The sequence below is a fragment of the Streptomyces tendae genome (genome assembly GCF_014650435.1).
Lineage (GTDB): Bacteria > Actinomycetota > Actinomycetes > Streptomycetales > Streptomycetaceae > Streptomyces > Streptomyces tendae.
On record NZ_BMUY01000013.1, the window covers coordinates 32,708 to 53,722 of the forward strand.

At 72.7% G+C, this 21,015-nt stretch carries 23 protein-coding genes; 10 read left to right on the plus strand and 13 right to left on the minus strand.

The features are described 5' to 3' along the window. Nucleotides 1-3 precede the first annotated feature (3 nt). The gene (locus IE258_RS29905; protein WP_189748733.1) at nt 4-882 is read right to left on the minus strand and encodes an MHYT domain-containing protein; all 879 of its coding nucleotides are present in this window, start codon (nt 880-882) and stop codon (nt 4-6) included. Nucleotides 883-1,173: 291 nt separating this feature from the next. On the opposite strand from IE258_RS29905, the gene IE258_RS29910 reads away from it, so the two are divergent. Together IE258_RS29910 and IE258_RS29915 are read left to right on the plus strand one after the other, a co-directional pair. After that, entirely contained in the window at nt 1,174-2,043 is an 870-nt protein-coding gene (locus IE258_RS29910) for a glycerophosphodiester phosphodiesterase (RefSeq protein ID WP_189748736.1), read from the plus strand. 36 nt (nt 2,044-2,079) lie between these two features. Continuing rightward, nucleotides 2,080-2,634, plus strand: a complete 555-nt coding sequence (locus tag IE258_RS29915; protein ID WP_189748739.1) for a methylated-DNA--[protein]-cysteine S-methyltransferase — start codon at nt 2,080-2,082, stop codon at nt 2,632-2,634. 36 nt (nt 2,635-2,670) lie between these two features. On the opposite strand, the gene IE258_RS29920 is transcribed toward IE258_RS29915, so the two are convergent. Further along, nucleotides 2,671-3,099 carry a VOC family protein gene (locus IE258_RS29920; protein WP_159326577.1) on the minus strand — a complete coding sequence of 143 codons (429 nt, stop codon included), beginning with the start codon at nt 3,097-3,099 and terminating at the stop codon, nt 2,671-2,673. A gap of 140 nt (nt 3,100-3,239) precedes the next feature. On the opposite strand from IE258_RS29920, the gene IE258_RS29925 reads away from it, so the two are divergent. Together IE258_RS29925 and IE258_RS29930 are read left to right on the plus strand one after the other, a co-directional pair. Further along, entirely contained in the window at nt 3,240-4,145 is a 906-nt protein-coding gene (locus IE258_RS29925; RefSeq protein WP_189749007.1) for a pseudouridine-5'-phosphate glycosidase, read from the plus strand. Beyond that, nucleotides 4,142-5,077 (plus strand): carbohydrate kinase family protein, encoded by a 936-nt coding sequence (locus IE258_RS29930; RefSeq protein ID WP_189748742.1) that lies wholly within the window; start codon nt 4,142-4,144, stop codon nt 5,075-5,077. Before IE258_RS29925 ends, IE258_RS29930 begins: the two co-directional genes overlap by 4 nt. A gap of 12 nt (nt 5,078-5,089) precedes the next feature. On the opposite strand, the gene IE258_RS29935 is transcribed toward IE258_RS29930, so the two are convergent. Further along, nucleotides 5,090-5,884: a methyltransferase domain-containing protein gene (locus IE258_RS29935; RefSeq protein WP_189748745.1), complete on the minus strand. Its 795-nt coding sequence runs from the start codon at nt 5,882-5,884 to the stop codon at nt 5,090-5,092. Nucleotides 5,885-6,175: 291 nt separating this feature from the next. Here IE258_RS29935 and IE258_RS29940 point away from each other — a divergent pair, with 291 nt between their 5' ends. Beyond that, entirely contained in the window at nt 6,176-7,303 is a 1,128-nt protein-coding gene (locus IE258_RS29940) for a magnesium and cobalt transport protein CorA (protein WP_189748748.1), read from the plus strand. A 4-nt stretch (nt 7,304-7,307) separates the two neighbouring features. Here IE258_RS29940 and IE258_RS29945 read toward each other — a convergent pair whose 3' ends face one another. After that, nucleotides 7,308-7,940, minus strand: coding sequence for a nucleoside/nucleotide kinase family protein (locus IE258_RS29945; protein ID WP_189748751.1), 633 nt, complete (start codon nt 7,938-7,940; stop codon nt 7,308-7,310). 228 nt (nt 7,941-8,168) lie between these two features. On the opposite strand from IE258_RS29945, the gene IE258_RS29950 reads away from it, so the two are divergent. Both IE258_RS29950 and IE258_RS29955 read left to right on the plus strand, forming a co-directional pair. After that, nucleotides 8,169-8,648: an anthrone oxygenase family protein gene (locus IE258_RS29950; RefSeq protein ID WP_189748754.1), complete on the plus strand. Its 480-nt coding sequence runs from the start codon at nt 8,169-8,171 to the stop codon at nt 8,646-8,648. A 181-nt stretch (nt 8,649-8,829) separates the two neighbouring features. Further along, a complete protein-coding gene (locus IE258_RS29955) occupies nt 8,830-10,320 on the plus strand; it encodes a glutamate synthase subunit beta (protein ID WP_189748756.1) in 1,491 nt (496 codons plus the stop codon). 136 nt (nt 10,321-10,456) lie between these two features. Here IE258_RS29955 and IE258_RS29960 read toward each other — a convergent pair whose 3' ends face one another. The 3 genes from IE258_RS29960 to IE258_RS29970 all read right to left on the minus strand — a co-directional run bounded on the left by IE258_RS29960 (nt 10,457) and on the right by IE258_RS29970 (nt 12,493). Next, nucleotides 10,457-11,263 carry an SAM-dependent methyltransferase gene (locus IE258_RS29960; protein WP_127894134.1) on the minus strand — a complete coding sequence of 269 codons (807 nt, stop codon included), beginning with the start codon at nt 11,261-11,263 and terminating at the stop codon, nt 10,457-10,459. A gap of 93 nt (nt 11,264-11,356) precedes the next feature. Further along, entirely contained in the window at nt 11,357-11,632 is a 276-nt protein-coding gene (locus IE258_RS29965; RefSeq protein WP_087809940.1) for a DUF397 domain-containing protein, read from the minus strand. Then, nucleotides 11,633-12,493, minus strand: coding sequence for a Sco1979 family transcriptional regulator (locus IE258_RS29970; protein WP_127894135.1), 861 nt, complete (start codon nt 12,491-12,493; stop codon nt 11,633-11,635). 267 nt (nt 12,494-12,760) lie between these two features. On the opposite strand from IE258_RS29970, the gene IE258_RS29975 reads away from it, so the two are divergent. After that, nucleotides 12,761-13,486 (plus strand): ATP-binding protein, encoded by a 726-nt coding sequence (locus tag IE258_RS29975; RefSeq protein WP_189748759.1) that lies wholly within the window; start codon nt 12,761-12,763, stop codon nt 13,484-13,486. Next, nucleotides 13,483-13,917, plus strand: coding sequence for a hypothetical protein (locus IE258_RS29980; protein ID WP_189748762.1), 435 nt, complete (start codon nt 13,483-13,485; stop codon nt 13,915-13,917). The genes IE258_RS29975 and IE258_RS29980 overlap by 4 nt, the downstream gene beginning before the upstream one ends. Nucleotides 13,918-13,934: 17 nt before the next feature. Here IE258_RS29980 and IE258_RS29985 read toward each other — a convergent pair whose 3' ends face one another. From IE258_RS29985 to IE258_RS30005, 5 genes are all read right to left on the minus strand, one after another. Beyond that, a complete protein-coding gene (locus tag IE258_RS29985; protein ID WP_189748764.1) occupies nt 13,935-14,120 on the minus strand; it encodes a DUF8839 family protein in 186 nt (61 codons plus the stop codon). Between the two features lie 155 nt (nt 14,121-14,275). After that, nucleotides 14,276-14,965, minus strand: coding sequence for a DUF899 domain-containing protein (locus IE258_RS29990; RefSeq protein ID WP_159326588.1), 690 nt, complete (start codon nt 14,963-14,965; stop codon nt 14,276-14,278). 138 nt (nt 14,966-15,103) lie between these two features. Further along, nucleotides 15,104-16,510, minus strand: a complete 1,407-nt coding sequence (locus IE258_RS29995; RefSeq protein WP_229892507.1) for an amidohydrolase — start codon at nt 16,508-16,510, stop codon at nt 15,104-15,106. Continuing rightward, nucleotides 16,510-18,366: an FUSC family protein gene (locus IE258_RS30000; RefSeq protein WP_189748767.1), complete on the minus strand. Its 1,857-nt coding sequence runs from the start codon at nt 18,364-18,366 to the stop codon at nt 16,510-16,512. Before IE258_RS30000 ends, IE258_RS29995 begins: the two co-directional genes overlap by 1 nt. Nucleotides 18,367-18,550: 184 nt before the next feature. After that, on the minus strand, nt 18,551-19,330 hold the full coding sequence (locus IE258_RS30005; protein WP_189748770.1) for a nucleotidyltransferase domain-containing protein: 780 nt from the start codon (nt 19,328-19,330) through the stop codon (nt 18,551-18,553). Between the two features lie 147 nt (nt 19,331-19,477). On the opposite strand from IE258_RS30005, the gene IE258_RS30010 reads away from it, so the two are divergent. Continuing rightward, on the plus strand, nt 19,478-19,891 hold the full coding sequence (locus IE258_RS30010; RefSeq protein ID WP_159326592.1) for a RidA family protein: 414 nt from the start codon (nt 19,478-19,480) through the stop codon (nt 19,889-19,891). A 112-nt stretch (nt 19,892-20,003) separates the two neighbouring features. Here IE258_RS30010 and pip read toward each other — a convergent pair whose 3' ends face one another. After that, complete coding sequence (gene pip, locus IE258_RS30015) at nt 20,004-20,975, minus strand: prolyl aminopeptidase (RefSeq protein WP_189748772.1); 972 nt, start codon at nt 20,973-20,975, stop codon at nt 20,004-20,006. Nucleotides 20,976-21,015 lie beyond the last annotated feature (40 nt).

Below are 21,015 nucleotides of genomic sequence, written 5' to 3' on the forward strand. Positions count from 1 at the left end.
CGGTCAGCGGTTCTGCGGGGTGCGGGGGCGCCGGTGCACGAGGCGACGACCGGGCCGGCGCGCGGGGTGGTGGGTCGAGCGGCGGATCGTGCGCGCGCCGTCCGTGTGGGCGGGGACGCCCGGCTTCCGCTCGACGGGTACGGCAGCGGGCTTCCCCGTCACCATCAGCGGGTCGAGCATGACGACGACACCGGCGAGGAGGAGGAAGACGAGGGGACCGATCAGCATGGGGGCGAGCAGTGCGGCGGGCGATCCGTCGGCGGAGGGTTCGGCCGTGGCGCTGACGTGGACCTCGACGGCGGCCATCCCCGTGTAGTGCATGCCGGTGACGGCCAGCCCCATGATCAGCGCCGCGCCCACGCTCCACAGGAAGCCCCGGACCTGTCCGGCCGCCCACAGGGCGGCGGTGGCGGCGGCCATGGCTATGACGACGGACGCGGCGACGGTGAACGTGTTGTACGTGAGCTGCCCGTCCACGTGCATCCCGGCCATTCCCAGGTAGTGCATCGAGGCGATGCCCAGGCCGGTGACGGTGCCGCCGGTGAACAGTGCCGTCCCGTGCGCGCCCCGGTAGCCGACGATGAAGATCCCGACCCCCACCATGACGATGGCGACGGCCAGGCTGGCGAAGGTCATCGGCCAGTCGTAGCGGATCGGCGTGTGTTCGATCGTGAAGCCCATCATCGCGACGAAGTGCATGGTCCAGATGCCGGAGCCGATCGCCGCCGAGCCGAGGACGAGCCATCCGGGGCGCCAGGAACGGGTGACCAGCATGGCTCTGGCGGTGCAGCGCAGACCGAGGGCACCACCGAGGCAGGCCATGAGGTAGGCCGCCAGCGGTGTGACGAGTCCGTAGCCGAATCCGTGGACCGTGCTTTGCATGTGCGGCTGCCCTTCCGCCTTCTTACGCCCCGGCGATGTCCCGGATTCTCCTGATGTGCGCCCCCATCCCAGGACCGCGCGAACGATCAGGGTCGAGGCAGAGAGTATGACTTCCACCGGAATGGTCGAACGATTCTCCGGCAAAGAATCACGGTCCCGCCCCAGTTGTGCCGCCCCGGTGAGCGTAGTTGAGCAACTCCATTCAGCCTGTGGCCACTCCGTACCCCTCTCCCGTTGACTCTCTGATGTCACAGTGGTGCTGTCCGTGATCGTTCGACGCGAGGAGTACGCATGCACGTGCGCGCAGTAGCCGTCACGACCACCGCCCTTCTTGGAGTCGCCCTCACGGCTCCCCTCTCGCACGCCCGGACCGACGCGGCGGGCGACGACGGGCCCACGGTCGTCGCCCACCGGGGCGCTTCGGGGTACGCGCCGGAGAACACGCTGGCCGCCGTCGACCGGGCGGCCGAGCTGGGCATCCGCTGGGTGGAGAACGACGTCCAGCGCACCCGGGACGGCGAGCTCGTCGTCCTCCACGACGAGAGCCTGGCCCGCACGACCGACGTGGAGGAGGTCTTCCCTGACCGGTCGCCCTGGAAGGTGAAGGACTTCACGTCCGCCGAGATCGCGCGGCTGGACGCTGGCAGCTGGTTCGGGTCCGAGTACGCGGGCGCGCGCGTGCCGACGCTGGAGCAGTACGTGGACCGTGTGGAACGAAACCACCAGAAGCTGCTGCTGGAGCTGAAGAGCCCCGGGCTGTACCCGGGCATCGAGCGGCAGACCCTCAAGGTCCTCGCCAACGAGGGCTGGCTCGACCGGCGGCACGTGGCGGGACGGCTGGTCGTGCAGAGCTTCGACGCCGACAGCATCCGGACGGTCCACGACCTCAAGCCGGCCGTCAAGACCGGTTTCCTCGGCACCCCGGCCGTCTCGGAGCTGCCGGCGTACGCGGAGTTCGCCGACCAGATCAACCCGTCGTACGGCTCGCTCTCCATGAGCTACGTGTCCGCGGTCCACGCGTTCACCGGGCCGCACGGCAGGCCGCTGGAGGTCCTCACCTGGACGGTGAACGACGCGGACACCGCCCGCCGGGTCGCCGGGTACGACGTCGACGGCATCATCACCAACAAGCCCGACGTGGTGCGGAACGCCGTGGACTGACCCGGCGTTGTCAGTGGCGGGCCGTACCCTGGGCGCATGGACAGCCACGGGCAGTACGAACAGCAGGTCGTGTGGACCGTCGTCGGGACCGACATCGGTCCCCTGCTGCTGGCGGCCACCCGCGAGGGCCTGGTCAACGTCGTGTTCCACGCCACCGACGCCACGCGTGACCGGGCGCTCGAGAGGCTCGCGGCCCGGCTGGGCACGGAGCCCGTCGAGGCGCCCGGCTCTCCGCTGCTGGCGGAGGCGATACGCCAGGTGGAGGCGTACTTCACGGGCCAGCGGCGCGACTTCGACGTGCCCTTGGACTGGTCGCTGATCTCGGGCTTCAACCGGCAGGTGCTGCGCGAGCTGGCGTCCGGCGTCCCCTTCGGCCAGGTCGTCGGCTACGGCGACCTGGCCCGCCGGGTGGGACAGCCGGGCGCCGCCCAGGCGGTGGGCATGGCCATGGGGGCCAATCCGCTGCCGGTCGTCGTGCCGTGCCACCGGGTCGTGGAGAGCGACGGCGGCATCGGCGGGTTCGGCGGCGGCGTGGGCACCAAGCGGCGGCTGCTCGCGCTGGAGGGCGTGCTGCCCGAGCCGTTGTTCTGACCGGCGGCACCGGCCGGGCGGTGTCGCGCGCGGTGGTTATTCGTAGTGCCGGGCCTCGATGATGTTGCCGTCCGGGTCGCCGAAGTAGAAGCTCCGCCTGGCCATGCCGCGCGCGCCGTAGGAGTCGTGGGAGAGGTCGGAGACCGGGACGGACTGCTCCTCCAGGCGGGCGCGCAGGGCGTCGAAGTCGTGCGGGGGCAGGGAGACGCAGATGTGGTTGACGGGATGCCCGGCACTGGCATCGGCGCCGGGCACCACGCGCATGCGGTCCGCCATGGCGTGCGGTGCGAGGTCGAGGATGGTCTCGTCGTTGAGACGTACGGAGGGGAAGCTCACGGTCCCCGCGGCGTACTCGGTGACGCGCAGCGGTTCGAGGCCCAGGTTCTTCTCGTAGAAGGCGGCCGCGGCCAGCGGATCGCGCACCCAGAGGACGACGTGGTCGAGACGTGTCGTGTTGTCCGTCATGGCTTCCAGGCTCCTGGCCGGTCCCGAGGACCGCAAGGGATCCGTTCCGGCGGCGAGGCGGGGTTTGGCCCGGTCCTCCGCCCGCCAGGGATGAGGGAGACCGGAGCTGAGGGAGACCGTCGACAGGAGGCAGGCGCGTGATGCTGGTGGTGTCGGAAGAGGTACGGGAGGCGATGGACGCCCGTCACCCCGTGGTGGCGCTGGAGTCCACGATCATCGCGCACGGCTTGCCGCGCCCGCGCAATCTGCTGGTGGCGCGGGAGCTGGAGGAGGCCGTGCGGCGGGAGGGCGCCATACCGGCGACGATCGCCGTGCTCGACGGACGACCGCACGTCGGCCTGGACAAGGAGCAGCTGGAGCGAGTCGCCAACGAGGACGGCATCCGCAAGCTGGGGCACCGGGACCTGCCGCTCGCGGTGGCCTCCGGCGCGAGCGGGGCGACCACCGTGTCGGCGACCGCCCTGCTGGCGGCCCTCGCGGGCGTCCGGGTGTTCGCGACCGGAGGGCTGGGCGGCGTCCACCGGGAGTGGACGGTGACGCAGGACGAGTCGGCCGACCTGGGCCTGCTGGCGCGCACCCGCATCACGGTGGTCTGCGCGGGAGTGAAGTCCATCCTGGACGTACCGGCGACCCTGCAGCGCCTGGAGACGCTGGGGGTCGCGGTGGCCGGGTACGGGACGGACCGCTTCCCCGGCTTCTACCTGTCCGACTCGGGACATCCGGTGGACTGGAGGCTGGATGCTCCTGAGCAGGTGGCGGCGGTCATGCGGGCGCAGGACGCGCTGGACGGGCCACGGTCCGCGCTCGTGGTCGCCAACCCGGTGCCCGAGGAGGAACAGCTCGATCCCGTGCTCCACGCGCGCGTGCTCGCCGAAGCGCTGCGTGCCTGTGAGACGGAGGGGGTCACGGGCCAGGCGGTCACGCCGTTCCTCCTCGAACGACTGGTACGGCTCACCGACGGCGCCTCCCTGAACGCCAACCTGGCGGCCGTGCGGGGGAACGTACGGCTGGCGGCCCGGATCGCAGCGGCCTGGACCGGGGCGTGACCGGGGGGTCGGGCGGTGCGCTGCTGGTCGTCGGGGACGTGGTCACGGACGTCGTCGCCCGGCACCGGGGACCGCTGGCCGTCGGTACCGACACCGTCGCCTCGGTCCGGCGGCTGCCCGGCGGGGCGGGCGCCAACGTGGCCTGCTGGGCGGCGCACGAAGGGTGCGGCGACGTGCGGCTGCTGGGCCGGGTGGGCACCGACGCGTCCGCGTGGCACGAGCGGGAGCTGGCGGCGTGCGGGGTGCGGCCGCTCCTCGTCGTCGACGCGGCGGCGCCGACGGGGACGGTGATCTGCCTGGTCGACACCGCCGACTCGGCCGAGCGGACGTTCCTCACGGACAGCGGGGCGTCGCTGCGGATCGGCCCGGGCGACTGGTCGGACGCGCTGCTGGACGGCGTGGGCCGGCTGCACCTCTCGGGATATCTCCTCTTCTCGGAGCCGAGCCGCACCCTGGTGTCGGTCGCTCTGTCGGCGGCCCGTGCGCGCGGGGTGCCGGTCAGTCTGGATCCGGCGTCGACCGGGTTCCTCACCGCGCTGGGCGTCGATCGTTTCCTCGGTCTCGTCGAGGGAGTGGACGTGTTGCTGCCCAGTCGGGACGAGGCGTGTCTGCTCACCGGCCTGCCCGACGCGGCGGACGCGGCCGCGAAGCTCAGCCGTCACGTTCCGCTGGTGATCGTCAAACAGGGGGCGCAAGGGGCTCTGGTGGCCCGGTCCGGCGCGGTGAGCACACGGGTCGCCGCGGTCACGGCGTCGCCGCGGGACAGTACGGGGGCGGGTGACGCCTTCACCGGCGCCTTTCTCGCCGCGCTGCTCGCCGGCGCGGAGCCGAGGGAGGCGGCGGCCGCCGGATGCCGGGCGGGTGCGCGGGCGGTCGAGCGGGTGGGCGGGAGACCGCCACGAGCGGCCCGCCGGGGACCGGCCGACGGGTAGCGGAGCCGGGGGTCACCCCTTGCGTCCCCATGCCGAGATCATCGGCGCGGTCGCGAGGTCCATGCCGCCGGAGGCGACGTTCGCGAGGTGGCGGTCGATGTCGTCGTGGGTGGCGACCCCGGCGGCGACCAGCTGGTCGCGGATCTGTCGCACCGTCGCGGATTCCAGGGCGGCGCACGCGGCCGAGGTGACCGGGAAGTAGGCGTCGGCCTCCACTCGGCGCAGCCCCGCCTCCCGGAGCAGCCGGGGCAGCCGCCGGCCGTAGGAGAGGTCGGCACCACGCTGGGACAGCAGTTGGCGGAAGCCGTGCCGGAGCCTGTTCGCCAGCTGCTGCTCGGGTCCGTGCTCGTCCGGGCAGAGCAGCGGCTGGAGCGCCGGGTCGGCGTCCTCGACGAGGAGGCGGCCGCCGGGGCGCAATGCCTTGATCATCGACCGCAACGCCCTGTCCCGGTCGGGGACATGGACGAGGACGAGCCGCGCGTGCACCAGGTCGAAGCCCTCCCCCGGCGGTTCCTCCGCGCCCACGTCGTGCACGCGCACCTCGACCGGTGGCCGGCCGGCCGGGACGATCCGTGAGGTGTCGATGTCCGTCGCGAGGACCTTGCCGGTCGGTCCCACCCGCTTGGCCAGCCACGACACCACGGAAGTGCCTCCGGCCCCGACCTCCCAGCAGCGCCAGCCGGGGCCGACGCCGAGTGTCTCGAGGTGCCGGAACGTCGTGGGATCGAAGAGCGTGGCGAAGGCGTCGAAGCGCTCCGCCGCCTCGGACCGGCCGTTGTCGAGGAGGTATCCGTCGGTTCGCGTCATGCTGCGATCATCCCAGTTGTCCGGCTTGTGCGAAGGGGGCGACGCTCCGACAGGAGGGCAGCCTCGGGGCCTCCTCGGAGCCTGCTCGGGGCTGCCGACGGGGTCGGACTCGGGGCGGCCGACGGGGCCGGGACGGGAGTGTGTGCGGGCCCCGGACGGTCCGTCCACAGGCGGGAACAAAGCGGAACCTCCTGTTCCCACAGGCCCGTTCGCCCGGCTCGCCGACCTGGCAAACTGGCGTGCCAAGGCGCGGGAAGCACGGCGCGAGGGGACCCACGCGAGGAGATTCGGATGACCATGGCGGGGAATCTGCGGAAGGTCACGGGGCTGGGCACGGTCGGCGGCCTCCGGAAGGTGGCACGGCTGACCCGTCGACGTCCGCGGGTGGACCTGAGCCACCACGCCCGTTCCCCGCTGGGCTCCTCGGTGGTGAACTGCGTGACCTACCGGGACGGTGTCCGCACGCCCGAGGGTGGCGATCCGGTCGAGGCCGTGGCGCGGATGCGCAGGCGCGGGGCGGGGTTCGTCTGGCTCGGCCTGCACGAGCCGACGGACCAGGAGTTCGCGGGCGTCGCGGAGCTCTTCGAGCTGCACCCTCTGGCGGTCGAGGATGCGATCGAGGCGCACCAGCGACCCAAGGTGGAGCGGTACGGGGAGACGCTCTTCGCCGTGTTCAAGACGGTCTGCTACGTCGAGCACGAGGAGCTCACGGCCACGAGCGAGGTGGTGAGCACCGGCGAGATCATGGTGTTCGCCGGGCAGGACTTCGTGATCACCGTGCGGCACGGGCGGCACGGCTCGCTGGGACCCCTGCGGGAAGGGCTGGAGTCCGATCCGGCGCAGCTCGCCAAGGGACCGTCGGCGGTGCTGCACGCGATCGCCGACCATGTGGTGGACGACTTCCTGAGCGTCATCGAGTCGGTCCAGGAGGACGTCGACCACGTCGAGACGGAGGTGTTCGCGGAGAACGGCGCGCGGGTCGACCCCGGCCGCATCTACCAGCTCAAGCGCGAACTCCTGGAGCTGCGGCGGGCCGTGGTCCCACTCGGCCGGCCGCTGGAGGAGCTGGCAACGCGGCCGTTCCGGGTGGTCGACCCGGAGATACAGGCATACTTCCGCGACGTCGCCGACCACCTGCTGCGGGCCACCGAGCAGATCGCGGCGTTCGACGAACTCCTCAACTCCATCCTCCAGGCGCACCTCGCCCGGGTGACCGTCGCGCAGAACGAGGACATGCGGAAGATCACGGCCTGGGCCGCGATCATCGCCGTGCCCACGATGATCTGCGGGGTCTACGGCATGAACTTCGACCACATGCCGGAGCTCGGCTGGCGGTACGGCTACGGCCTGGTCCTGGGCCTGATAGCCGTCGGCTGCCTGGCGCTGCACCGGGGCTTCAGGCGCAACGGCTGGCTGTGAGAAGTCAGCCGTTCCAAGCGGGATGCCGCGGGTCGTCGGCACGCACCAGGACGTCGGCGGTGCCCGACGGGTCGGCCTCCTCGTCGTAGCGCTCGAACGCGGGCAGGGTCCACTGCTCGGTCTCGGGGGTGCGGCGGCGCAGGGCGCCCGGGGTGAGGACGAGATGGACGCTGAGATCGAGGGGGAACCAGTGGCGGAGCAGAAAGGGCCCGTGGAGCAACAGCACACCGCCGGGAGGGAGGGGGACGTAGGGGCTGCGGGTGGCTCGGTCGGTGACCGGGTCCCACAGGTCGGGCAGGACCCGCCCGTCGCCGCCGGGGCCGAGCGGGTCGAACACCTCGCGCCACAGGGCGCCGGTGTCATACCAGCCGTTGTAGTAGGACTCGGCGTCCTGGTGTCCGTACTCCAGGCGGAGCGAGGCGGGTCGCAGAAAGCCCTCCGCTCCGACGACGAGGGAGGGGCGGCCGCGTACGCGCAAGGCCTCACCGACCCGTTCGGCGAGGTCGCCGGGACGGGCGGCCGGGGCGCCGTCGAGGGCGACGCGCGTCCAGGCACTGCCGTCGGTGGGCTCCAGATCGAGCAGTCGCTCGGCGAGCCGATCGCCGAGCCGGTCCCAGGTGATCGCTTGCAGTCGCACCCGCCCATGATGCGTCAGTTCCCGCGTCGGTCCACACGACGGTCGCCCTCTCCGTCGCCCCGTCGGTCGCCCGGTCGGTCGCCCCGTCGGTCGACCCCGTAGCCGTCGGCCCGCGCGTGGACGCTCGCGCATGGATCCGCGGTGCTCGGCCATGGTCACCGAGTCGGTGCGGAGGTTGACTTGGGGGGATCGACGGGTGGAAGCCGAGACGGGTGGGAGTTGACGGACATGAGTGACGGACCGTACGTCGTGCTGGTGGTGCTGGGAGTGCTCGGGACCGGTCTGACGGCCGGTGTCTTCTGTGCGTTCTCCACCTTCGTCATGCGGGGGCTCGCCGCGCTGCCGCCCGCACAGGGAGTCGCCGCGATGAACTCGATCAACAGGACCGCGGTGAGACCGGCCTTCATGTCCGTGTTCCTCGGAACGGCGGTGCTGGCCGCGGTGACGGCCGTGGTCACGTTGGTGCTGTGGCCGAAGGAGGCGGCGGTGGAGCTGCTGCTGGGCAGCGGGCTGTACCTGGTCGGCTCCTTCGGAGTCACCGCGGCGGCCAACGTGCCGCGCAACGCCGCGCTGCTCCGGCTGGACCCGGACTCCGCGGAGGCCGCAGGCCACTGGCCCGCGTACGTGCGCGAGTGGACGGCCTGGAACCACGTCCGTGCGGTCGCCTCGGCCGCCGCGGCGGTGGCGTACGTACTGGCCCTCGTGTGAAGCCGTGAAGCGGGTGAGGCACGGGTCCCGAGCCCCGGGACGCACGCCGCCACCGCGCGGGGCACCGTGGGCGAGCAGCCGTCCGGCGTTCTGCGCGCGGGGCGGGCCGGTCGTATCGTGGAGCGCGAGAGCGCCGTCCCACGGCGCACGGCCGACCACCGCGCAGGCTAGGAAGACGGTCATGGCCGATCCCAAGGGTTTCCTGACGACACCCCGCGAGGAGTGGCCCCGCAGGGCGGCCGGGGAGCGGGTCCGGGACTGGGACGAGGTGTACGTCCCGGGAGCCTTGCTGCCGATCGTCGGCCGGCAGGCCGACCGGTGCATGGACTGCGGCGTCCCCTTCTGCCACGAGGCCTGCCCCCTGGGCAACCTGATCCCGGAGTGGAACGACCTGGTCTCCCGGTCGGACTGGCGGGCGGCGAACGAGCGGCTGCACGCCACGAACAACTTCCCGGAGTTCACCGGCCGGTTGTGCCCGGCACCCTGCGAGGCGGGCTGTGTGCTCGCCATCAACCAGCCCGCCGTCACCATCAAGAACGTCGAGTGCGCGATCGCCGACGTGGCCTGGGAGGAGGGCCTCGTCCCGCCGCGCCCGCCGGAGCGGCTGTCCGGGAGGACGGTGGCGGTGATCGGCTCGGGGCCCACCGGCCTCGCGGCGGCGCAGCAGCTGACCCGGGCCGGGCACACGGTCGCCGTGTACGAGCGGGACGACCGGGTCGGCGGGCTGCTGCGGTACGGGATCCCCGAGTTCAAGATGGAGAAGCGGCACCTGGAGCGGCGCATCGGACAGATGCGGGCGGAGGGCACGAGGTTCCGCACGTCGACCGCGGTCGGGCAGGACGTGGACGCCGCCGGTCTGCGTGCCCGCTACGACGCGGTGGTGATCGCCACCGGGGCGACCGCGTGGCGCGAGTTGCCCGTGCCCGGCCGGGAGCTGGCCGGGATCCATCAGGCGATGGAGTATCTGCCGCTGGCCAACCGGGTGTGCGAGGGCGACCTCGAGTGCTCCCCGCTGTGCGCCGCCGGGCGGCATGTCGTCATCGTCGGCGGCGGCGACACCGGAGCGGACTGTCTCGGTACGGCGGTGCGGGAACGGGCGGCGTCCGTGAAGCAGCTGGACATCTACGCGCAGCCGGGTGCGGAACGCGACGAGGAGGCCGAGCCATGGCCTACGTATCCGCGCCTGTACCGGCTGTCGGCGGCGCACGAGGAGGCACGTGAGCTGGGGTCCGCTCCGGCGGCGGACGCGGACGCCCGGCTGTTCGCGGCGTCCACGCTCCGCTTCACCGGTGACGCGCGGGGGCACGTGCGTGCGCTGCACCTGGTCGGGGTGGACGCCGGCCGCCGGCCACTGCCCGGCACCGAGCGCTCGCTCCCGGCTGACCTGGTCCTCCTCGCCCTCGGCTTCTCGGGTCCCGACCGGAGGGACGGGCTCGTCGACGGTCTTGGCCTGGAGATGGAGCGCCGTGGCACGATCGCCCGGGACCGGGGGTTCGCGACCAGCGTCCCGGGGGTGTTCGCCGCCGGGGACGCGGCACGCGGGCAGTCACTCGTCGTCTGGGCGATCGCGGAGGGCCGGGCGGTGGCGGCGGCCGTCGACCGCCACCTGTCCGGCGGCACCACCCGGCTGCCGGCGCCGGTCGACCCCTACGACCGGCCTATGACGGTCTGATCCCGTCCGACGGCCTGTTCCGTCCGAGGGCCTGTTCCGTCCGGCGGCCTGTCCGTCTCGGGGCCTGTCCGTCCGGCGGCCAGACCTTCCCCGCCACACGCGCGCAGGTCACCGGACCCTTCACGGCTTCATGGCTTCACGGCTTGCGGGCCACCGCCCCGTACCCGGGGATGACCCCGTCGTCCTGACCGGCGACCGGATCGCCCAGTTCTGGGTGCCACAGGTGCGGCACGTCGATTCCGGGCTCCACCAGGTCGAGGCCGGTGAAGAACCGGGTGAACTCCTCGCGCGAGCGCAGGGCCAGGGTGACCCCGGCCGCGCGGAGCTTCTCGGTGGCCGCCCGCGACTCCTCGGGCGTGAAGTCGGCCGTCGCGTGGGTCATCACCAGATGGCTGCCGGAGGGCAGCGCGTCCAGGAGTCGCCGGACCAGGTCGTGCGCGCCGTCCTCGTCCGGGACGAAGTGCAGCAGCGCGACCAGGGACAGCGCGACGGGCCGGTCGAAGTCGAGGATCTTCCGGGCCCCCTCCAGGACGGCGTCCGGGTCCCGGACGTCGGCCTGGAGGTACTCGGTCTCCCCCTCGGGCGTGCCACGCAGCAGGGCTGCCGCGTGGGCCAGCACGATGGGGTCGTTGTCGCAGTAGACGACGCGGGCGTCGGGCGCGATCTCCTGGGCGACCTGATGCAGGTTGGGCTCGGTCGGTATGCCGGTGCCGACGTCCAGGAACTGCCGGATGCCGTGGCCCGCCAGCCATCGGGTGGCACGGTGCATGAAGGCGCGGTTGACCCGCGCCATCACCGGCACCCTCGGGTCGAGGGTGAGCATCTGCCGGCCCATCGCCTCGTCGACCGGGTAGTTGTCCTTTCCGCCGAGATACCAGTCGTACATCCGCGCGGGGTGCGGCTTGCTCGTGTCGATCCCGGCGGTGCTGTGCTGCCCGGTCATGACGCACTCCCAGGTGTTGAGTACTCGTCGCGATGGGTGATCAACTCAGTGCCAAACAAGCTTAAAAACAACGATGCGCAAGCAACGCGTGTTTCAGGACAGAAGGAAGTCAGCCTCCCCCGCCTTCGCTCCCTCGATGAACGCCGTCATCTCGGCCGTGGTGTAGATGAGCGCCGGCCCGTCCGGGTCGGTGGACTGGCGTACCGCGATCCGCCCGTCGGCGAGCTTCATCGCCTCCAGGCAGTTGCCTCCGTTGCCGCCGCTCCACGGCTTGTGCCACCCCTCGCTGCCCAGTTCACGGGCGGGCATGCCGTTGTAGATCCGCGCGCCGCGGGTCAGTGGCGGACGCTGGGGTTTGATGCGGTTCATTCACAGCTCCTTGCGGAGATCCCGGAGGATCTCCTTCGTGCGATGTGCCGTGGCGGCCTGCGCCGCCATGCGGTCCATGACCTCGAGGTGGGTCGCCACCTCGGCACGCGCGTCGAGGTAGACGGCGCCGGTCAGGTACTCGCTGTAGACCATGTCCGGCAGTTCCGGCATGGCGAATCGGAACAGCACGAAGGGCCCGTAGGTGCCGGGGTGCGGCCCGCTGGAGAACGGGGCGACCTGCAGCGTCACGTTGGGCAGCTTCGTGGCCTCGAGCAGCCGGTCGATCTGGGCACGCATCACCTCCGGCCCCCCGACGGGGCGGCGCAGCGCGGTTTCGTCCATCACGACCCACAGCCGGGGTGCGTCCTTACGGGTGAGCAGTTCCTGGCGTTGCATGCGCAGGTCGACATGGCGCTCGATGTCGTCGGGCCGGGTCTGGCCGATGGCGCCCGAGCGCAGCACGCCGCGCGCGTAGTCCTCGGTCTGCAGCACTCCGGGGACGAAGTGGGGCTCGTAGGCGCGGATCAGGGACGCCGCGCCCTCCAGGCTGACGTACAGCGAGAACCAGCCGGGGAGGATGTCGTGGAAGCGCTGCCACCACCCCGGCTTGTTGGCGTCCTCGGCCAGCCGGACGAAAGCGTCGGCCTCCTCGTCGCTGACGCCGTATGCCTTCAGCAGGAGCTGGAGGTACGGGATCTTGAGGGCGACCTCGGCCATCTCCATGCGGCGGACCGTGGCGGGTGCGACGCGCAGGATGCGGGCGGCTTCCTCGCGCTTGAGTCCGGCACGTTCCCGCAGGTCCAGCAGGCGCCGGCCGAGTACGACCTGGCCGACCGTCGGCGCGGACCGCGGCTCGCTCACCGCCCACCTCCTGAAGAGTCCCGAAAGAGTCCTTGCGTCCCTGTTCCCGTGTAAGGACAGCCTCGGCGAGCCCCGGTATGTCCTGGTGCGGACAGCCCGGCGGCGCCATTCGAAAGTCCGTTCGAAAACCCGCTGAGGTCTTCGACGACCTGAAGTGGCGCCGCTCGACGTGCTGTTGCGAGCAGTGTGCCACGGCCTTCCAGAACGGCACACAGCACTCTGCATTTTTCAGAGTGACACTTGCCAAGTGTTCACGGCGGGGCGATAGTGGCAAGCGTGATTCCGTCCGCGCCCTTAGGAACAGACGCCACCGCGGGCTCCCTGGGCCTCGGTGCCGCCATGGGAGCCGGCTCCTCGGGAGCCTCCGCCGCCGAGCGCCGGTTCCGTTTCGAGCTGGCCGCCCATCCGGGCTCTCCCTCACAGGCCAGACGCCTGACCCGGGCCCGGCTGAGCGGCTGGGCGGTGTGCGAGGACACTTGCGACACCGCGGCCCTGGTGGTCTCCGAACTGGTGACCAACGCGATCGTGCACACGGCGAGCAGACACATAGTGTGCGAGCTGCACGACGTCGACGACCTGGTCCGGATAGCCGTGCGCGACGAGGGCTGCGCCCCCGGCCAGCCCCACCCCTCGGCCGATCAGCAGCCCGAGGACGAGCACGGCAGGGGCCTGCTTCTCGTCGACGCCCTGTGCGACGCCTGGGGCGCCCACGAGCACGGCCCCGGACTGCTGGTCTGGGCCGAGCTGCCACGCAAGGCCGACGAACCGCGCGACCCCGCGGAGCCCCACAACGACCTGGGCTGGGGCGCCCGCCCGAAGCCCGGCCCCACGGACGGCACCGGGGACGAGGGTGAGGTCGAGGGCGAGGTCGAGTCCCGCCACGGGGAGGGCCCGGAGACACGCGGGGCACGCGAGACCAGAGAGAGCCGGGAGCACCGGGAGCACCGGGAGCACCGGGAAACACTGCGCGGAACGGGGACCGAATGGCTATGAGGGCTGCGTCCGGCGTCCGACCACTCGGTCTGGACACGATGGTCCGCCTCCAGCGTGGACGGCACACCACCGGGACACCTCTGAGACTGCCCGTGCCGGACGGCATGACGGCACCCCTGGGCTGCGACGCGGTGGCGGTACCCGCGCGCCTCGGCCAGCAGGTGCTGCCGCGGCTGCCGCGCGTGGGGTGCGTCTACGCCGATGAGACGCACTGGTGGTGGATCGTTCCGTCCGACTCCGACTACGCCCTGGAATGGCCCGCGCCCGCGCGCTACGCCACCGGTGCGGTCGTACCCGGCGCCGCGGAGCTGCCCGCCCTCCTCCACCGCTCGGACGGCACGGTTCCCTACACGCCACCCATCCCGCTGTATCTGGCCCTGTGCCGGCTGACGAACACGACGCCCACCTGGTCGCGGGCGGTCAGCGCGTAGCTCCGGGAGGCGGCGGGTCAGGCCGCCGCGTCACCCGCGGCGTCGCCGCCGCCCACGACGACCAGGAACATGTCCGTGGCGAGGTCCATCACGACCTCGGCCGGCAGACCCTCAAGACGCCGCGCCTGTGCGAACTCCTCCGCCGGCCAGGATCCCCGTGGTCCACCGGCGGGAAAGCGTTCGAGCACCGTTCGCCCGTTCACTCCGCACCTCCATGTAGCGCTGTACTCGTAGAGTTAAACGCCAACCATGGAGCGAACGCCTCGCGTGGTGATGGTACTGAGACATAGTTGACACCCGTTCACCGCAAAGTGTGAGCGGCACCTCAGCCGTTCGGCCGTTTCCGCTACCGAGCGTCTCAGTCCTCGTACTCGTCGTGATAGCGCACCCTCCCACTGCCCGCGGGAGCACCGAGGGACGACGCGCGCCCCTCGGGTTTCTCCCACGGCTCCCGCCGGCCGAGCGCGGTCAGGTCGAGCAGGCTGGTGGTCGAGCCGAGGCCGTCCAGGCCGCGCTCGTACGTCGAGTAGGTGTGGAAGACCCGTTCGCGGTCCCGCAGGAAGCAGCTGAGCCCCGGCCGCTCGACCAGCTCGCCCTCGTGCTCCAGGGTCACCTCGAAGTCGGTGTTGAAGTCGCTGACGTACGACGAGTACCAGGGCAGTGTCCAGCCCATCCGCGCCTTGAACGGCAGGATCCTCGGATACGGCGCCCGGGAGACGGCCGCGAACGACGTGCCGCGGGCCCTGAGGTGCGCGAGGTGCCCGATCTGGTCCAGGAACGCCGAGCAGCTGCGGCAGCCGGCGTCCCACTCGGGCGCGAACATGAAGTGGTAGACGACGAGCTGTTCGCGGCCCTCGAAGAGGTCGAGCAGGGTGGCCTTGCCGTCGCCGCCCTCGAACACGTACTCCTTGTCGACCTCGACCATCGGCAGTGCGCGCCGCTCGGCGTTGAGGGCGTCACGCGCGCGGGTGGCCGCCTTCTCCTTGGCCAGTAACGCCTCGCGCGCCGCGCGCCAGTCCGCGCGGGTGACGATCTCGGGCAGCGACATACTCCAGCCTCCTGTACGACGACGCGGTCGGGCCGTCAGGGTGGTGACCGAAGGGCGGAGCGGAACTCATCGCTGCGCGGCAAGATTCTTTTCAGCAGGGCGATGAAGACACTCTGAGCTGGCCTTTCAGCGGCCGTATCAGGTGTCGTACTCCTGGATGCGCCGACCGTGCCCGCGGTCGGTCAGGGCGGGCAGCCGCTCCCCCAGCTCCCGCACCACCGAGGGCACGTCCACGGTGAGCAGTTCGCGGTCCCGCATGAGGACGCGTCCGTCCACGATCGTCGTGCGCACGTCGGCGGAGCGCGCGCTGTGCACCAGGGTGGCGGCGAGGTCGTGCACGGGCTGGGTGTGCGGTCCGGTGAGGTCGACGAGGATCAGGTCGGCCCGCCGCCCCGGCGCGATACGGCCGACGACGTCCCCGAGCCCGACCGCGTGGGCGCTCTGCACGGTGGCGTGGTGGAGGGCCTGGCGGGAGGTCAGCCAGCGCGGGTCGCCCTCGGTGGACTTCTGGATCAGGGACGTGAGCGCCATCGACTCCCACACGTCGAGGGAGTTGTTGGACGCGGCACCGTCCGTGGCGAGTCCCACGGCGACGCCGATGTCACGCAGCGCGCGCACAGGCGTGGTGCCGGGCCAGGCGAACTTGAGGTAGCCGCGGGGCGCCGTCGCCACCGCCGTACGGCCGCCCGCGCGCGCGAGGAGCGGCAGGTCGCCCTCGGTGATGCCGGTGCCGTGGGCGATGAGCACGTCGGTGTCGAGGACGCCGGTGCGTTCCAGGACCTCGATGGGGGTGACCCCGTGCCGGGCGAGGCTCGTGTCGGTCTGGTCGCGGTTCTCGGCCGCGTGCAGGTGCACGGGCAGGCCGTGCTCCCTGGCGAGTTCCGCGGTGGCGGCGAGGTCGGCGTCGGTCACCGTGTAGGGGGCGTGCGGGGCCAGTGCGGTGGTGATCCGGCCGTCGGCGCCGTCCCGGAGACGCAGTGCGAACTCCACTGACGCCGCACGGCCTTCGGGTCCCTGCGAGGAGAAGTACGCCTGTCCCAGCTGCGCCCGCATCCCGCTCTGTGCCACGACCGCGGCCACGGCGTCCATGTGGAAGTAGCTGTCCGCGAAGGTCGTGACCCCCGCGCGGATCATCTCGGCGCAGGCCAGCCGGGCGCCCAGGGTCACGTCCCGCACCGTCAGGTTGGACTCGACGGGCCAGACGACGTCGTTGAACCACTCCTCGGTGGGCAGATCCTCGGCGAGTCCGCGCAGGGCGGCCATGGGCGCGTGGGTGTGGCAGTTGATCAGACCGGGGAGGGCGACCTGGCCGCGTGCGTCGATGCGGTCGGCGGCGGGCACCGCGGCCCCGGCGGCGGCGGTCGTCACGGACTCGACGACCCCGTCGCGTACGACGACGGCCGCGTCCTGCTCGAAGCCGATCCGTTCGCGGTCGTCGTGTACGAGGACGGTGCAGCCGGTGATGACGAGATCGGCGAGCTCGGCGGACCCGGCAGGACCGGCGGGCCCGGCGGAAGAAGGGGGCGAGGCGGAGGAAGGCGTCATCACGCCAACGTACGGGGCCGGCCCACGCGCCCGCGCCGCTCGGCGAGTTCGTCCCGCAGGGCGGCGATCCGCTCGGTGTGATGGGGTGTGAGCCGCCCGGTGTCGTCGAGGTGCACGGCGCACGCGGTGGTGGTGTCGACGAGCCGTTCGAGGACCGCGGCGACCTCGTCGGTGCCCCGGGAGTGCCGGGCGAGGGCGGGCAGTTCGGCGGCGGCCCGGGCGCCGGCGGCGCGGGCCTCGGCGAGGGTGCGGTAGGCCTCCCGGCGCAGCGTCCACCGGGTGGCGCGGTCGTCCGACTCGCCCAGTACGTGGGTGAGGTAGGCGTGCGCGGCGGCGTCGGCGGCGTCGATTCCGGCCCGGATGCCGGCGCCCCGCTGTCCCGGCATCGGCAGGTGCCCGGCCACCAGGACGATCGCGCAGGCCAGCAGCGTCTCCCCGATGCGGCCCGCGGATGCCTGCGGTTCGCCGCCGACCATGACCAGGGCGAGGACGAGGACGGTGACGACGGTGGTCTGGGCGGCGAAGTGCCGCGCGGCGACCGGCACCAGGGCACCGCAGACGGCGACGAGTGCGACCAGCCCCTCCGGCCGGGGCAGCACGGCCGCGAACCCGGCGAACAGCAGCGCCCCGAGCACCGTCCCGGCCGCCCGGCACAGCACCCGGGACACGAGCGGGCCGAGGTCGGGCTTGACGAGGAAGACGGCCGTGGCGGGCAGCCAGTACCAGTGCTGGTGGGAGCCGTACCAGTGACCGTGGTGCAGCGCCTGGGCGACGGCGGCACTGGCGCCGAAGCACAGGCCGACCCGCAGCCCGTACTCCCGGCCGCCCGGACCGAGCACGGCGCGCACCGCGGAGCGGGGCGACCGCCTCCGGACGTGCAGGTCGGGACCCCTGCCCCGGTCGAAGGCGTCCGCCGCGTGCAGCAGGGCGTCGTCCAGGGCGCGCAGGGCGGGCTCGGTCCGGCTGGGCGCGGGCAGCGGCCCGGCGTGGGTGTTGCCGCGGACGGCCGCCGCGAGCCTGCGGGGCCCTTCGACGGCCCGCGCGGGCACCGCCCGCCCCGCCCAGGCGAGCGCCGTCGCGGCCTCGCCGAGGGGCAGCGCGGCGGCGTACTGGGCGTGCAGCCGGCGTTCGGCCGCGGTGGAGGCACGGCGCCGCAGCCGGGGTCCGGCGAGCGCGTCCTGCGCGTGGTCGAGGGCGGCGGTGAGCGCGGCCCGGCGGGCCGTGGCGTGCTCCGTGCCGACGGCGTCGAGCAGCGCGGCGACGGCCTCGTAGACGTCGGCGACGGCGGCTCGTTCCCCGTCGAAGCGGAAGTCGAGACGGAGGTCGCCGGCGAGAGCGGTGGGCGTGGGCAGGACCAGCCGCAGCAGGAGCAGCCAGCCGGCGCCGGCGAGGAAGGCGAGCACGCTCTGCCACCCGGGGTCGGGCAGCGGCATCCCGGCGCCCACGGCCGCGGTGACCAACAACTGTGTCCCCGTTCCCGACGCCACGGGCCCCACGGCGCTGACGCTTCCGGCGACCAGGCCGAGACCGGTCAGCACCAAGGTCAGCGCCACGGCTCCGAGGTGCTGCCCGGCGTACGTCCCGAGGAGCAGCCCGACGGCCCCGGCGAGCGCGGGTACGCCGATCCGGCGCACGGAGGCGCGGCGGCTGCCCGGCCGGTCGTTGATGCCGGCCAGCATGGCGGCGATCGCGGCGACGACTCCGAGGGAGGCCCGCCCGGCGGCCAGGGCCGCGATCAGCAGCGGCCCGCCGGCCAGCGCGCCCCGGGCCACCGCGTTCCAGGGCACGGGGCCGCGCTGGGCGTTGAGGGCATGGCCGAGCCAGGGCGGGAGCGCGTGGGCTGCGGTGCGGAACACGGGGTGCGGGGCTCCTGTCGTCCGGTCGAGGGCGGTGGTGAGCCTTCGGGCGACGGTGGCCGGGCTGGGTGGTGCGACGTGGTGCGACGCGCTGTCAAGCGTACGACGGGTTTTCGAAGGCGCGGAAACGGACCTGTTTCGGGAAGATGAAGGCCGTCGAGCACCACGGCGCACGGCGGTGCGCTCAGGGGCGGGCGGCCTCCACGGCGTCGCGCAGCAGTGTCCCGGCCCGCGTCACCGACTGCGCGAGGGCCCGTGGCTCCGGCGTCAGGCCGGCCAGCAGCGCGTCGATCCCGCCCAGCCCGGCCTGCTCGACCATTCCCTTCTCGTTGGTCACCCACTCCCCGCGAGCCGCCAGTACCGCGTGTGCCGTCTGGGTCGTGGCGAGGGCGATCGCGCCGGCGACCTGGGTGAGGGCGCCTCTGGGGGCGTGGCCGGCCTCGGCGTAGGCGAGGGTGGCGGTGGCCGCGCCGTACCAGCGTTCGGGTGCGGTGGCGCGCAGGGCCTCGGGGTAGGCGGGGCGCGGCAGGTCGCCGCGCAGCACCTGGTTGATCGCCAGCTCTGCCACCACGAGGTAGGTCGGGATGCCCGCCAGGTGGAACATCAGCGGCTCGACACCGAAGCGGCCCGCCGCCGCCTCCTTCACCTCGTGCTCGACCGTGTCGAGATCGCGGTAGTGCACGTCGACCCGGCGCCCGTCGATCGTCAGCCAGGCGCCCCCGTTGAAGACGCCGCCGCCCCAGGCGCCGAGCTCCGAGACCTCGCCCGCCCAGCCGACGTCCCGCAGGTCCGCCGGGTCGAAGGCGCCCCGGTAGTAGACCGCCAGGTCCCAGTCGCTGTCCGGTCCGTGCGTGCCCCGCGCCCGGGACCCGCCGAGGGTGACCGCACGGACCGCGGGCAGGGCGGCGAGCCGGTCCGCCGTGGTGTCGAGGAATGCCTGGTCCGTGAGGGTGGGCGTGGGCACTGGTGCGGGCTCCTGACGATGCGGGCGGGGCGCGGCCGACTCCGGAGCCTAGGCGCCCGGAGGGCGGGCCGCGAGCGAAATTCGGGTGCGTGACGCGGGCCGAGAACGGACGATCAGGAGCCCTGCCCCCGTCTTCCAGGAGTTCGCATGATCCAGCGCGTCACCGTACCCGGCCTCTTCCCGCCGCCCGTCTACTCCCACGCCTCCGTCGTCGAGGCCGGGACCAGGCTCGCGTTCCTCGCCGGTTCCGTCCCGCTCGACGCCGAGGGGAAGCTGGTCGGCGAAGGCGATCCGGTCCGGCAGGCCGAGCAGGTGATCGCGAACCTCACCGAGCAGCTGCGCGCCGTCGGGAGCGGGCTGGAGCACGTGCTGTCGACCGACGTGTACGTCGTGAGTACCGACACCGCCGCGCTGTCCGCCGTCTGGGACGTCGTCGAGGCGTCCGGACTCAGCACCGGTCCGCACTCCTCGACCCTGCTCGGCGTGAGCTGCCTCGGCTACCCGGGACAGCTGGTGGAGATCACCGCGACCGCGGCCGTGCCGGAGACGGGCCGCCCGTGAGCGGGGAGCCGGGCACCGGGGCGGGGACCGGTTCGTCGCCCCGGCCAAGCAGCGCCGGGGGACGTGCGTTACGTGTGGCGGCCCCGGCGGTCCTGGTTCCCCGTCCTGGTTCTCATCGGCCGGTGTCGTCGCGCGCGTACTTGTCGGTCGCCGCCAGCAGGGCCTCGTCGCCTCTCGCCCCGGCGTCGTGCCCGCCCTCGTCCACGATCACCAGCTCGCTCTCCGGCCAGGTGTGGTGGAGCCGCCAGACGATGCCGAGGAGGTTGCCGAAGTCGAGGCTGCCCTGGACCAGGGTGCCGGGGATGCCCTTCAGCAGGTGGGCGTCCCTGAGGACCACGCCCTCGTCGTTGCCGTCGCCGAGGAAGTGGTCGTTGCCCCAGTAGTGCGTGACGGTGCGGGCGAAGCCCATGCGGAAATCCGGGTCCTGGAACCGGGCGACCGAGCCGGGCGGCGCCGGGATCATGGCCGTCTCCCAGTCGGTCCAGGCCCGCGCGGCCCGCTCGCGCACCGCCGCGTCCGGGGACTCCAGCAGGCGGTTGTACGCGGCGGCCAGGTTTCCGTCGCGTTCGTCCGGGGGGAGCTCGGCGAGGAACCGCTCGTGCGCCTCCGGGAAGACGTTTCCCAGCCCGCGCGTCAGGAGGGCCACTTCGGCGTTGGAGCCGGTGGCGACCCCGGTCAGCACCAGCTCGGTCACCACGCCCGGGTGCGTCTGCGCGTATCGCAGACCCAGGGCGGAGCCCCACGACACGCCCCACACCAGCCAGCGCTCGATGCCCAGGTGGGCCCGCAGCCGCTCCAGGTCCGCCATGAGGTGGGCGGTCGTGTTGACGCTCATGTCGGTGTCGTGGGCGCTCGCCCGGGGCCGCGAACGTCCGGCGCCCCGCTGGTCGAGGAGGACGATCCGGTAGGCGGCGGGGTCGAAGTAGCGCCGGTGCCCCGGACTCGCCCGGCTGCCGGGTCCGCCGTGCAGCACCAGCGCGGGCTTGCCGTGCGGGTTCCCGCAGGTCTCCCAGTACACGTGGTTGCCGTCGCCGACGTCGAGCATGCCGTGGTCGTACGGTTCGATCTCCGGATACAGGCCCATCGGAGCACCGTAGCCGCGTCGGCCCGGCACGCTCATCCCC